Annotated in this window: 13 protein-coding genes and 1 riboswitch; all 13 genes read left to right on the top strand. The window is 64.5% G+C overall.

Features of this window, described 5'->3' with window-relative positions; all coding sequences use genetic code 11:
* The first annotated feature begins 66 nt into the window (after positions 1-66).
* Positions 67-296: riboswitch (cobalamin riboswitch) on the top strand.
* A gap of 120 nt (positions 297-416) precedes the next feature.
* Entirely contained in the window at positions 417-2,219 is a 1,803-nt protein-coding gene (gene btuB / locus ACKPCU_RS11000; protein ID WP_321346669.1) for a TonB-dependent vitamin B12 receptor, read from the top strand.
* 102 nt (positions 2,220-2,321) lie between these two features.
* Positions 2,322-2,897, top strand: a complete 576-nt coding sequence (locus tag ACKPCU_RS11005; protein WP_321346670.1) for a hypothetical protein — start codon at positions 2,322-2,324, stop codon at positions 2,895-2,897.
* Complete coding sequence (gene cobO / locus ACKPCU_RS11010; protein ID WP_321346671.1) at positions 2,894-3,505, top strand: cob(I)yrinic acid a,c-diamide adenosyltransferase; 612 nt, start codon at positions 2,894-2,896, stop codon at positions 3,503-3,505. The genes ACKPCU_RS11005 and cobO overlap by 4 nt, the downstream gene beginning before the upstream one ends.
* Entirely contained in the window at positions 3,502-4,794 is a 1,293-nt protein-coding gene (locus tag ACKPCU_RS11015) for a cobyrinate a,c-diamide synthase (protein ID WP_321346673.1), read from the top strand. The genes cobO and ACKPCU_RS11015 overlap by 4 nt, the downstream gene beginning before the upstream one ends.
* The gene (gene bluB / locus ACKPCU_RS11020) at positions 4,791-5,438 is read left to right on the top strand and encodes a 5,6-dimethylbenzimidazole synthase (RefSeq protein WP_321346675.1); all 648 of its coding nucleotides are present in this window, start codon (positions 4,791-4,793) and stop codon (positions 5,436-5,438) included. Before ACKPCU_RS11015 ends, bluB begins: the two co-directional genes overlap by 4 nt.
* Positions 5,438-6,235, top strand: a complete 798-nt coding sequence (locus ACKPCU_RS11025) for a cobalamin-binding protein (RefSeq protein WP_321346677.1) — start codon at positions 5,438-5,440, stop codon at positions 6,233-6,235. Before bluB ends, ACKPCU_RS11025 begins: the two co-directional genes overlap by 1 nt.
* Positions 6,232-7,146, top strand: a complete 915-nt coding sequence (gene cbiB / locus ACKPCU_RS11030; protein WP_321346679.1) for an adenosylcobinamide-phosphate synthase CbiB — start codon at positions 6,232-6,234, stop codon at positions 7,144-7,146. Before ACKPCU_RS11025 ends, cbiB begins: the two co-directional genes overlap by 4 nt.
* Positions 7,139-8,131: a threonine-phosphate decarboxylase CobD gene (cobD, locus tag ACKPCU_RS11035; protein WP_321346681.1), complete on the top strand. Its 993-nt coding sequence runs from the start codon at positions 7,139-7,141 to the stop codon at positions 8,129-8,131. Before cbiB ends, cobD begins: the two co-directional genes overlap by 8 nt.
* On the top strand, positions 8,128-9,588 hold the full coding sequence (locus ACKPCU_RS11040; protein WP_321346684.1) for a cobyric acid synthase: 1,461 nt from the start codon (positions 8,128-8,130) through the stop codon (positions 9,586-9,588). Before cobD ends, ACKPCU_RS11040 begins: the two co-directional genes overlap by 4 nt.
* Positions 9,581-10,102, top strand: a complete 522-nt coding sequence (gene cobU, locus ACKPCU_RS11045) for a bifunctional adenosylcobinamide kinase/adenosylcobinamide-phosphate guanylyltransferase (protein ID WP_321346685.1) — start codon at positions 9,581-9,583, stop codon at positions 10,100-10,102. Before ACKPCU_RS11040 ends, cobU begins: the two co-directional genes overlap by 8 nt.
* A complete protein-coding gene (gene cobT, locus ACKPCU_RS11050; RefSeq protein WP_321346686.1) occupies positions 10,099-11,154 on the top strand; it encodes a nicotinate-nucleotide--dimethylbenzimidazole phosphoribosyltransferase in 1,056 nt (351 codons plus the stop codon). Before cobU ends, cobT begins: the two co-directional genes overlap by 4 nt.
* Positions 11,151-11,726, top strand: a complete 576-nt coding sequence (locus ACKPCU_RS11055; RefSeq protein ID WP_321346687.1) for a histidine phosphatase family protein — start codon at positions 11,151-11,153, stop codon at positions 11,724-11,726. The genes cobT and ACKPCU_RS11055 overlap by 4 nt, the downstream gene beginning before the upstream one ends.
* Positions 11,723-12,457 (top strand): adenosylcobinamide-GDP ribazoletransferase, encoded by a 735-nt coding sequence (locus tag ACKPCU_RS11060; RefSeq protein WP_321346689.1) that lies wholly within the window; start codon positions 11,723-11,725, stop codon positions 12,455-12,457. Before ACKPCU_RS11055 ends, ACKPCU_RS11060 begins: the two co-directional genes overlap by 4 nt.
* The last annotated feature ends 214 nt before the right edge of the window (positions 12,458-12,671 follow it).

Consider the following 12,671-nt stretch of genomic DNA (forward strand, 5'->3'; position numbering starts at 1 on the left):
CTGCGTGCCATGGTGGTGCAATCCGATTCAGCAGTACGGCAGTTGACATGGCCTAGGTCGGTCACTACTCTCAGCCTCGCTTCAGGTTCCCTCCAATTCGAGGAGGGTGAAACTGGGAAGCCGGTGCGTCTGCCAGAGCAGACAATTCCGGCGCTGCCCCCGCAACGGTAAGCGACGTCCGCCAACAAGGCGAGGCACCTGAAATACGCCACTGTGCTGAATGCATGGGAAGGCTCAGGTAGTCGGACTCACGTCCAGTCGCAAGCCCGGAGACCGGCCTGATGCCTTTCACGACAGTGCGGTGGGCGCTGTAGGTGTGCGGCGTCCTCCCCGTGTTCATGCCGTGTTCCTGCCGCTCCAGCCTGTCCCGATCAGACAGTGTCGTACGGGTCGGTACGACGGAGCAGCCAAGCAGCATGACAATCCTTGCACGCGCCCCTCTGGCGCTGGGCCTTATTGGCCTGTCCTCCCTTTCTTTCGCCAGCACTGTGGATCTCGGTCGCGATGTCGTGACCGCCACCCGGACCAGTCACGCCAGCAATATTGCCGCCACTACGGTTTTCGAGCGGACCGATATCGAGCGCCTACAGGTCAATACGGCCGAAGAGCTGCTGCGCCGTGCAACCGGGGTCAACCTTATCAACAACGGCGGCCCGGGCAAGAGCACCTCGCTGCAGATTCGTGGTAGCAGCGACAAGCACGTGTTGGTGATGATCGACGGCGTGCGTGTCGGCTCGGCGACCTCAGGCGTTGCTGCACTGCAGAACCTGCCGGTTGAGCAGATCGAACGGATCGAGATCGTCCGCGGCCCACGCTCAAGCCTGTATGGCTCCGAGGCCCTTGGCGGTGTAGTGCAGATCTTTACCCGCAAAGGTGGTGATGGTCTGACGCCGTATTTCTCGACCACTGTTGGCAGTCGCCAGCATCGCGCCGGTACCGCCGGTGTCTCCGGTGGCGATGACAATGCCTGGTTCAACCTGGGTATCAGCAGTCTGGATACCGAGGGCTACGATGCGCGGCCATCCCGCGAGAAGGACCACGACGGCTACCGTGAACTGTCGGCCAGCTTGTCCGGCGGCTACCGTTTCGCCAACGGCTTGCTGCTGGATGCCAATCTCCTGCAGGTCGAGTCGCACAACGATTACGACTCCGGCAACAAGGCCAACGCCGACAGTGTGTTGAGAGCCTATGGCGCGCGCGCGCGATTTGCGCCGTCGTCGTTCTGGGATGTCACCCTGCAGGTGGGCCGCAGCGAGGACAAGAACGAAAACTACAAGGGTAGTAGTTTCGATACCCGCTACGACACGCGCCGTGACAGTGCAAGCTGGCAGAACGACCTGGCGCTGAGCGCCAATCAGCTGCTGACTGTCGGTTATGACTGGCAGCAGGACAGCATCAGCAGCAGCGTCGATTACCCGGAAGACAGCCGTTACAACCACGGTCTGTTTGCCCAATACCTGTTGCAGGCAGGTCGCCATGAGTGGCAGCTGGGGCTGCGTCATGACGATAACGAAGCATACAGTGAGCACACCACCGGCAGTGTCGGTTACGGCTATGCGCTAACCGACAGCATCAGTCTGACCACCAGCTACGGTACGGCCTTTAGGGCCCCGACCTTCAACGAGCTGTATTACCCCGGATATGGCAACCCGGCTATCGAGGCGGAGACCTCACGTAACCTGGAAGTCGGGCTGCGTGGCCAGCACCGTTGGGGTAGTTGGTCGGCCAACGCCTTCCGCAATGACATCGACGACATGATTGCCAGCGTCCGTGTTGGCGGAGTGTCGATGGCCGAGAACGTCGATAAGGCGCGTATCACCGGTCTGGAGCTGGAAGTGCTGACTCAGCAGCTGGGTTGGAGCTGGCAGGCGAACCTGACCCTGCAGGACCCGGAGAACCGCTCCAGCAGCGCTGATGACGACCTGCTGCTGCGTCGGGTGCCGGAGCAGATTTTCAACCTGGATGTCGACCGCCGCTTTGGCCGTATCGGTCTGGGTGCGAGCGTCCACGCCGAGGGTCGCCGCTGGAATAACGCCACCAACACCAGCGACCTGCATGGCTACAACACCGTTGAGCTGCGGGCCGAGTACTGGCTGAGTGATGCCTGGCGGGTGCAGGCACGGGTCAGCAACCTGTTCGACAACGAGTATGAAACCGCCGCGACCTATACGCAGCCGGGCCGTGCAGGGTATCTGACTCTGCGTTACCAGCCGCTGTAATCGCGTCGTTTGACTGGCGCCGCCGTTCGCGGTGGCGCCCTGAATAAAAAGCCGGGCAATGCCCGGCATTGACGTTTGGAAAAACCGCAAAGGAGAAAGGCTGTGCTGAAGACCTCGAAACATACCCAACTGGTGGTTGGCGCGCTGCTGCTGGCGCTGATGATCATGACGCGCGGTAGCCACTTCCCGCAGCTCAACCTGCCAAGCGCCTCCTGGGCGGTGTTCTTCCTGGTCGGCGTGCTGCTGCGCCCGGTCTGGGCGTATCCGCTGTTTTTTGCCGCTGCTGTGGCGGTGGACGTGCTGACCGTTGGCTGGGCCAATGTGGGGCACCATTGCATGACCATCGCCTACTGGGCGCTGCTGCCCGGCTACGCGGCTCTGTGGTTCGGCGGCCGTCTGTACGCTGGCTGGCACCGTGAACAGGCCTCGTCGCTGCTGGTTCTGGTACCGACCATGATGGTCAGCGCGCTGGTCTGTCAGGTGTTTACCAGCGGTGGCTTTTACTGGTTCTCCGGCCGCTACGCCGAGCCGACTTTTGTTGGCATGATCGAGCGTCTGGCTCATTACTACCCGTCCTATCTGAGCACCATGGCGGCCTACGTTGCCGTGGCGGTCGTGCTGTACGTGGGTGCGCGCAGTGCGGCAGCGCTGTTCGGTAACTCGAGCCAGCGCGCATGAGCGAATCTGCCGAGCGCGATCAGCGCCACCGCGAGCGCATGCAGCGCAAGAAGCAGGTGGTTGATGAGAAAATCGCCCAGGCACCTGACGAACGCGGCGTGCTGCTGGTGCTGACCGGCAATGGCAAGGGCAAGAGCAGCTCCGGTTTCGGCATGGCCGCCCGCGCGCTAGGGCATGGTCTGCGCGTAGGTATCGTGCAGTTCATCAAGGGCGCGCGCAGTACCGGTGAGGAAACCTTCTTCCGGCGCTTCCCTGATGAGGTGCGCTATCACGTTATGGGCGCCGGCTTTACCTGGGAAACCCAGAACCGGCAGGACGACATCGCCAAGGCCGAAGCCGCCTGGGCCGTAGCGGTTGAGCTGATGCGCGATCCGCAGGTCGCGCTGGTGCTGCTGGATGAGCTGAATATCGCGCTGAAATACGGTTACCTGCAGCTCGATCAGGTGATCGCCGATATTCAGGCGCGGCCGGCCCATCAGCACGTGGTCGTCACCGGCCGCGGTGCGCCGCCGGCGTTGGTTGAGGCTGCGGACACCGTGACCGATATGGGCATGACCAAGCACGCGTTCAAGGCGGGCATCAAGGCGCAGAAGGGGGTGGAGTTTTGACCGCACGCGCTTGCCCGGCGATGCTGATCGCCGCACCGGCCTCGGGGCAGGGCAAAACCACAGTGACTGCTGCATTGGCGCGGCTGCACAGCCGGCAGGGCAGAAAGGTGCGGGTGTTCAAATGTGGCCCGGACTTTCTTGATCCGATGATTCTGCAGGCCGCCAGTGGTGCGCCGGTGTATCAGCTGGACTTGTGGATGGTTGGCCTGGAGCAGTCCCGCCGGTTGCTCTGGGAAGCGGCGGCCGAAGCCGATCTGATTCTGATTGAGGGCGTCATGGGGTTGTTCGACGGTACGCCGTCTGCAGCTGATCTTGCCCGTGAGTTTGGCGTGCCGGTACTGGGTGTTATCGATGGCTCCTGTATGGCGCAAACCTTTGCGGCGGTGGCCTGGGGGCTGGCGAACTTCCAGCCGGATCTGGGCTTTGCCGGGGTGCTGGGCAACAAGCTGGGCAGTGTTCGTCACGGCGAGATTCTGCGCGACAGTCTGCCGGACAGCCTGCACTGGTATGGCGGCCTGCCCAGAGCCGCTGACCTCGAACTGCCGAGCCGACACCTTGGGTTGGTACAGGCCGCCGAGCTGCCGGATCTGCTGGCGCGGCTGGATGCCGCAGCCGATGCCTTGGAGCAGAGCAGTGGTGCCCCTTTGCCGGAACCGGTGAGCTTCCCGGCACCGAGTGCCGAGGCGCTGCAGCCGTTGTTGGCGGGCGTGCGTATCGGTGTGGCGCGAGATCAGGCCTTTGCCTTTGTCTATCAGGCCAATCTGGCGCTGCTGCAGGCGATGGGCGCTGAACTTAGCTTCTTCTCGCCGCTTGCCGACGAGGCGCTGCCGGAAGTCGACAGTGTGTATCTGCCCGGCGGCTATCCCGAGTTGCACGGCGAGACCCTGGCCGCGAATGCGGTGATGGCGCAGGCGCTGCAAGCCCATCACGCCGCTGGCAAGCCGCTGGTCGCCGAGTGCGGCGGGATGCTGTATCTGCTGGATGCCCTGACCGACCGTGATGGCGTGCAGCACCGCATGGCCGGATTGCTGCCGGGCAAGGCGGTGATGCAGTTACGCCTGGCGGCACTGGCGCTGCAGGAGGTGCGCTTGCCCGAGGGCACGCTGCGCGGCCACACCTTCCATCATTCGCTGCTGGATACCCGACTGGAAGCGTTGGCACAGGGCGAATGTCCGAACTACCGGCGCACCAGCGAAGCGGTGTTTCGTGACAGCCGGCTGACGGCGTCCTACATCCATTTCTACCTGCCGAGCAATCCGCAGGCTGCGGCGGCGCTGTTCCGGCCATGACCCGGCACGCCTTTGACCCGCAGGAGCGTGACGCGGTGTACCGCGCCATTCGCGAGCGCCGCGACATGCGCCACTTTGCTGCGGGCGAGGTACCGCAAGAGCAGTTGCAGCGTTTGTTGCAGGCCGCGCATCAGGCCCCGAGCGTCGGCCTGATGCAGCCCTGGCGCTTTGTGCGAATTACCCGCCAAGCGCTACGCGAGTCGATCCATCAGTTGGTGGAACAGGAGCGGCTGGAGACGGCGCGTGCCCTGGGCGAGCGGGAGGACGAGTTCATGCGACTCAAGGTCGAAGGGGTACTGAGCTGCGCTGAGCTGCTGGTCGCAGCCTTGCCGCCGGGGCGCGAGGCGCATGTGTTCGGTCGCCGGACCATGCCAGACATGGATCTGGCCTCGGTCGCCTGCGCCATCCAGAACCTCTGGCTGGCGGCGCGGACGGAAGGGCTGGGGCTGGGCTGGGTCTCGCTGTTCGATCCGCAGGCGCTGGCCGACCTGCTGGCGTTGCCAGCGGGTGCGCGACCGGTCGCGGTGCTCTGTCTGGGCCCGGTCGATGCGTTCTACAGCCGGCCGATGCTGGAGCAAGAACGCTGGGCTGAGGCCCGACCGCTGGATGACATGCTGTTTACCGATCAATGGGAGGAGCGCTGATGAGCGCGTTCGGGCCGCAACGTATTGTTTGCCTGTCGACTGAAACCTGCGAAGTGCTCTATGCGCTCGGTGAACAGCAGCGCATTGTCGGCATCTCCGGCTTCACCGTGCGGCCCCCGCAGGCGCGCAAGGAAAAACCCAAGATCGGCGCGTTCACCAGCGCGAAGCACGACGAGATTCTCGCTCTGCAGCCGGATCTGGTGCTGGGTTACTGCGACCTGCAGGCAGACATAGTTGCCGACCTGGCGCGGGCAGGGCTGGAAGTTCACCTGTTCAACCAGCGCAGTATTGCCGGCATCTTGGCAATGATTCGTACGCTGGGGGCGCTGGTGGGCGCGGCAGATCGCGCCGAGGCGCTGGTTCAGGAACTGGAAGGGCGCATGGCGGCGGTTGCCGCGCAGGCAGCGGCACTGCCGCGTCGCCCGCGAGTGTATTTCGAGGAGTGGAATGAGCCGCTGATCAGTGGCATCGGCTGGGTCAGCGAGTTGATCGCTCTGGCCGGTGGCGAGGATTGCTTCAGTGATCTGGCCGCACTGCCGCGGGCGAAGCAGCGCATCATCGCCGACCCGCTTGAAGTGGTGCGGCGCGCGCCCGATATCATCATCGGCTCCTGGTGCGGCAAGCGCTTTTGCCCGGAACAGGTGGTCGAGCGTGACGGCTGGAATCAGGTTCCGGCGGTGGCGCAGGCGCAGCTGTTCGAGATCAAGTCGGCCGACATTCTGCAGCCGGGGATCGGCGCACTGACCGACGGGTTGGATCAGCTCGCTGCGCTGATTCGCCAGTGGGCGCTTTCATGAGTCTGCTCGGGCCGCTGGTGGTGGCTGGGGTGACGCTGGATGCGCTGCTGGGTGAACCGCGTCGGCATCATCCGCTGGTGGGCTTTGGCAATCTCGCCGCTGGGCTGGAGCAGCGTCTGAATACCACGGCTGGCGGCAGCATCGCCCGCGGCGCGCTGGCCTGGGTGCTGGCAGTGGTACCGCCGATAGCCCTGGTCTGGTGGCTGGCGGCGCAGCCAGTGATCGGCTGGCTGGTATCACTGCTGTGTCTGTACGCGGCCATCGGTTGGGAAAGCCTTGGCGCCCATGCCCGGCCCGTTGCACAGGCGCTGGAGCGCGGGGATCTGCCGCGCGCGCGCGAGCTGGTCGGACGCATGGTCAGCCGCGACACCCGTGCGCTGGACGAGGAGGGCGTCGCCCGCGCTACCGTCGAATCGGTGCTGGAGAATGGCAGTGACGCGGTGTTTTCGGCGCTGTTTTGGTTTGCTGTGGCCGGCGCCCCCGGTGTTGTTCTGTACCGACTGGCCAACACGTTGGATGCGATGTGGGGTTACCGCTCGCCGCGTTTTCTGCTGTTCGGCCGCGTCGCGGCGCGGCTGGACGATGTGCTCAATTTTATTCCTGCCCGGCTGGTGGCGGTGAGCTACGCACTGTGCGGCAACGCGCGGCTGGCCTGGCGTTGCTGGCGCAGCCAGGCTCGGCTGTGGGACAGCCCCAACGCCGGACCGGTGATGGCCGCAGGTGCCGGTGCGCTGGAGCGCGAGCTGGGTGGCCCGGCGATGTATCACGGCCGAGTCGAACAGCGCCCGCTGCTTGGCGAAGGGCCGCGTGCGGTGGCCGCCGATATTGACCGTGCGCTGCTGCTGGTGCGTCGCAGCGTGCTGCTGTGGGTGCTGGTGATCGTACTGATCTGGGGAGTTAGCCATGCTTGAACACGGAGGGCGTTTGCGTGAAGCCGCCCGGCGCTTCAACCGGCCGGTAGAGCAGTGGCTTGACCTGTCCACCGGCATCTCGCCCTTTGCCTGGCCGATACCGGCGCTGCCGCAATCTATCTGGCAGCGCCTGCCCGAAACCGACGATAACCTGTCAGGCGTGGCCGGTGACTATTACGGTGCCCCTGCCGCGCTGCCGGTGGCTGGCTCGCAGGCGGCCATTCAGGCGTTACCGCTGTTGCGCGCCCCAAGTCGGGTCGGGGTGCTGGAGCCGACCTACGCCGAGCATGCCGACGCGTGGCGCCGGGCCGGGCACGCGGTGCGCAGCGTGCAGCTGGATGACGTTGCCGACGTGCTGCCGCAGCTGGATGTGCTGCTCGCAGTGAATCCGAACAACCCCACCGCTCAACTGCTTACAACCGAGCAACTGCTGAAATGGCACGCCGAGCTGGCGAGCCGGGGTGGCTGGCTGCTGGTTGATGAAGCCTTTATGGATGTTACACCCGAGCACAGCCTTGCCAGCTTCACCGACCGGGAAGGGCTAATCGTGCTGCGTTCGCTGGGTAAGTTCTTTGGTCTGGCCGGTCTGCGTTTGGGATTTGTGCTGGCGGCTCCTGCCTTGCTGGGCCAACTGGAGAAGGCTCTGGGCCCCTGGGCCGTGAGCGGTCCGGCCCGGGCGGTCGGCCTTGCCGCGCTGCTGGATGCCAGCACCCAGCAGCTCTGGCGCTATCGGCTGAAGACCGCCAGTGAGCGGCTCGATGCGCTGCTGATACAGGCGGGTCTGAGCGGCGGGGCGGGTTGTGGCTTGTTCCAGTGGCGTGAGTCGGAACGCGCCGAGCGGCTGTACCTCAATCTGGCCCTGCAGGGCGTACTCGTGCGCCTGTTCCCGGCCCTCAACGGACTGCGTTTTGGTCTGCCCCATCACCAGCGCGACTGGGAACGGCTTGAGCAGGCCTTGAACACGAGCATGAGAGCACGACAATGACAACGCTGATGGTGCAGGGCACCACCTCTGATGCCGGCAAGAGTACGCTGGTCAGCGCCTTGTGCCGCTGGCTGGTCCGTCAGAACGTGGTGGTGGCGCCGTTCAAGCCGCAGAACATGGCGCTGAACGCGGCGGTCACCGCCAATGGCGGCGAGATCGGCCGGGCGCAGGCGGTGCAGGCGCAGGCCGCGCGCGTGCCGACCCACACCGACCTCAATCCGATTCTGCTTAAGCCCAATACCGACGTGGGGGCGCAGGTGATCATCAACGGCCACCCGATCGGCACCATGGATGCGGTGAGCTACCACGCTTACAAGCCGACCGCGATGCAGGCGGTGCTGGCAGCTCATGGTCGTCTTTGCGAGTGGGCGCAGGTCGTGATGGTGGAAGGCGCCGGTTCGCCGGCCGAGATCAATCTGCGTGAAGGCGATATCGCCAATATGGGCTTTGCCGAGGCGGTTGATTGCCCGGTGATCATCGTTGCCGACATCGACAAGGGCGGGGTATTCGCGCACCTGGCCGGCACGCTGGCGCTGCTGTCCGAATCAGAGCAGGCCCGGGTAAGGGGCTTTGTCATCAACCGTTTCCGTGGCGACATCGCGCTGTTGGAGCCGGGGCTGCGGTGGCTGGAGCAGTACACCGGCAAGCCGGTGCTCGGCGTTCTGCCGTATCTGCAGGATCTGCATCTGGAGGCGGAAGATGCGGTCGAGACGCGGCAGGTCGGCGGCGCTGCCGACGCGCTGCGGGTCGTGGTGCCGGTGTTGCCGCGTATCAGCAATCACACCGACTTTGATCCGTTGCGCCTGCATCCGCAGGTTGACCTGCAGTTCATTCCGGCCGGGCAGGCGTTGCCGCCGGCTGACCTCATTATTCTGCCCGGCTCCAAGAGCGTACGGGCGGATCTGCAGCATCTGCGCGCGGAGGGCTGGGATCAGGATATCGCTCGTCATCTGCGCTACGGCGGTCGGCTGCTGGGCATTTGCGGCGGCTTTCAGATGCTGGGTAACTGTGTTGATGATCCGCTCGGACTTGAAGGGCCGGCTGGTACAGAGCGGGGTCTGGGATTGTTGGACATGGTCACCGAGTTGCGTATCGATAAGCAGCTGCGCAATGTTCGCGGACGGCTGAGCCTCGACCACGCGGAGGTCAGTGGCTATGAAATTCACGCCGGCACCAGCGAGGGGGACGCGCTCGAGAACCCCTTGGTGTTGCTCGATGACGACCGCGCCGATGGTGTGCTGAGTGATGACGGGCAGATAGCCGGTACCTACCTGCATGGCCTGTTCGAGTCCCCTGCAGCGCAGCAGGCACTGCTTGGCTGGGCCGGTTTGCAGCAGGCGCAGGGCGTCGACTACGCCGCCTTGCGCGAGCGCGATCTGGATCGGCTCGCCGACCTGGTTGAGCAGCATTTGGATACCGCAGCGTTGCGCGAGCTGTGCGGGGTGGCTCATGGCTGAGTTGATTCTCGGTGGTGCGCGTTCCGGCAAGAGCCGATACGCCGAGCAGCGCGCAACTGAAAGCGGGTTGGACGTGGTGTATATCGCGACCTGCCTGCCACGCGATGAGGAGATGCGCGAGCGGGTTGAACGCCACCGTCATCAGCGACCGGCAGATTGGGCGCTGGTCGAGGAGCCGTTGGCACTGGCGCGGGCACTTGCTGAGCAGGCGCGGGCTGACCGCTGCCTGCTGGTCGATTGCCTGACGCTGTGGCTGAGCAACCTGCTGCTGACTGACGACCCGCAAGCATGGGTGCGCGAGCGCAGCGCGTTGCTGGACGTGCTTACCACCTTGCCCGGGCGCATTCTGCTGGTCAGCAACGAAACCGGTCTGGGCGTCGTGCCGATGGGCGAGTTGACCCGCCGTTTTGTCGATGAGGCCGGCTGGCTGCATCAAGCGCTGGCGGCAACCTGTGAACGTGTGGTGTTCTGCGTTGCGGGTCTGCCGCAAGTGTTAAAAGGAGAAAAGCTGTGACAACACCGTGGTGGCAACAGCCGGTCGTACCTTTGGATGCGGGCCGCTTGGCTCAGGCGTTGGCGCGAGAGGCACAACTCACCAAGCCCGCCGGTTCCCTGGGGCGCCTGGAACAGGTCGCGGTAACCCTGGCCAGCCTGCAGCGCCGTGGCACACCCAGCCTGGAGCGCATCTGGATCAGCGTTTTTGCCGCCGATCACGGTATCGCGGTTGAAGGGGTGTCGGCCTTTCCGCAGGAAGTCACCGGACAGATGCTGGCCAATTTTGCCCAGGGTGGCGCTGCGATCAGTGTACTGGCGCGGCATCTTGGCGCACCGCTGGAACTGATCGACCTGGGGTTGGCGCACGAGATTGCGCCGCTACCGGGGGTGCACCATCTCAATATTGCCGCGGGTACAGCGAGTTTCCTGCACGGCGCAGCAATGACCGCAGCGCAATGCGATGCCGCGCTGCGCGTCGGTCAGGAGGCTGTTCAGCGGGCTGTCGAGGATGGTGCCGAGCTATTTATCGGTGGTGAGATGGGGATAGGCAATACCAGCAGCGCCTGTGCGCTGTCGGCCTTGCTGCTGGACCAGCCGGTGAGCGAGCTGGTGGGCCTTGGCACCGGACTCACGGCGCTTGGATTACGGCACAAGAGCAGGATCATCGAGCGGGCTGTGGCCCATCATCGCCCGCATGCCAATGACGCGTTTGAGACGCTGCGTCGGGTTGGTGGGCTGGAGGTGGCGGCGCTTGCCGGGGCCTATGTCGCAGCTGCGCAGAACGGCCTGCCGGTGCTGGTGGACGGTTACATCAGTACGGCCGCCGCGTTATGCGCCGTACGCATGAACACAGACGTTCGTCGCTGGTTGCTCTACAGCCACCGTGGCGCTGAGCCGGGGCATCGTTTTCTGCTACAGGAGCTGGATGCTGAACCTTTGCTGTCTCTGGATCTGCGCCTGGGGGAGGCGAGCGGCGCGGCCCTGGCGGTACCGCTGCTGCAGGCCGCCTGCAGGCTACACAATGAAATGGCGACCTTCGCAGAGGCGGCAGTCTCGGGGAGCCTGGTATGAGTCTGCGGTTGCTGCTGCTGCGCCATGGCGAGACACAGCAAGGCGGTGGTCTGCGTGGCAGTATCGATGACGATCTCACCGACCTGGGATGGCAGCAGATGTGGGGGGCACTGCCGGCATTACCTGACTGGCAGCGTATTGTCAGTTCCCCGCTACGCAGGTGCGGCCTGTTTGCGCTGCAGCTGAGCCTGCGCGACGGGCTCCCTTTGAGTTATGCCGACGGCCTGCGCGAACTGCACTTCGGCCAATGGGAAGGCCGTCACCCCAGCGATCTGATGCTGGACCAGGCTGACGCGCTGGGCGCCTTCTGGTCTGACCCTTATGGTTTCACGCCGCCGGATGGTGAGCCTGTGGCCCGGTTTGCCGAGCGGGTCTGGGCGGCGCTGGCGCAGCTGGAGCGCGAGTACCCTGACCAGACGTTGCTGCTGGTCACTCACGGCGGCGTGATGCGCTTGTTGCTTGCCGCAGCACGGGGTTTGCCCGCCGCGCAGTTACTGCAGGTTGAGGTGGCCCACGGCGCGCTGTATCGCCTGACCTACCGGAACGGTCGCGTTGAGGAGCTCCCGGCATGATTCCCTTTGGCCTCGCCCTGCAACTGCTGAGCCGCATACCTGTGCGACTGTGGCGTGAGCCGACCGGTCAGGAGCTCGGCCGCTCACTGTTGTGGTATCCGGCTGTTGGGCTGTTGCTCGGCTTTGCGCTGCTGCTTCTGAGCTGGCTGCTTGGCGGTGTTGCTACGCCGCTGGCTGCCGCGCTGTTGCTGGTTTTCTGGGTCTGGTTTAGCGGCGGTCTGCACCTTGACGGGCTGGCCGATACGGCGGATGCCTGGGTCGGCGGCATGGGGAGTGCCGAACGGACTTTGAAGATCATGAAGGATCCGGCCTGCGGACCGGTCGGGGTGACCGTGCTGGTCTTGCTGCTGCTGGTGAAGTGGGCGGCACTGGTCAGCCTGCTTGAAACTGCGGCTTGGCCGGCATTGCTGCTGGCGCCCTGGCTGGCGCGCGGCGCGCTGGCCGGGCTGCTGCTGAGTACGCCCTATGTACGGCCTCAGGGGATGGGCTCGCTGCTGGTGGCGCAGATGCCCCGTGAGCGTCTGAAGCTAACGCTGCTACTGCACACCGGCCTGACCTTGTGCCTCGGCTGGGTTGGCCTGTTGGCGCTGGTCGTGACCATCAGCCTGCTGGCGTTGTGGCGACGTTCGCTGCTCGCTCGGCTGGGCGGTACAACGGGTGACACCGCCGGGGCCCTGGTTGAAGTGATCGAGGCGGCGGTGCTGGCAGTGGTTGCCGTGCAGCTGGTCTGATCTGGATCAAACCCGGGCGGAACCTATGTGGGTTATTTTCATCTCAGTGTCATCTGATGTGACTAAGGTCAGGTCGAGACCAGAACATTGAAACGAAGAAGGAACCTCACATGAGTGACTACATTGAAGAATTGATCGAACTGCAATCCCAACAGTGGGATGACGACGTGGAAGATGCCGAAGAGTTATGATGCTCTTCGCGCAATTTCTTTCT

The organism is Halopseudomonas oceani (assembly GCF_963677335.1).
GTDB classification, from domain to species: Bacteria; Pseudomonadota; Gammaproteobacteria; order Pseudomonadales; family Pseudomonadaceae; genus Halopseudomonas; species Halopseudomonas oceani.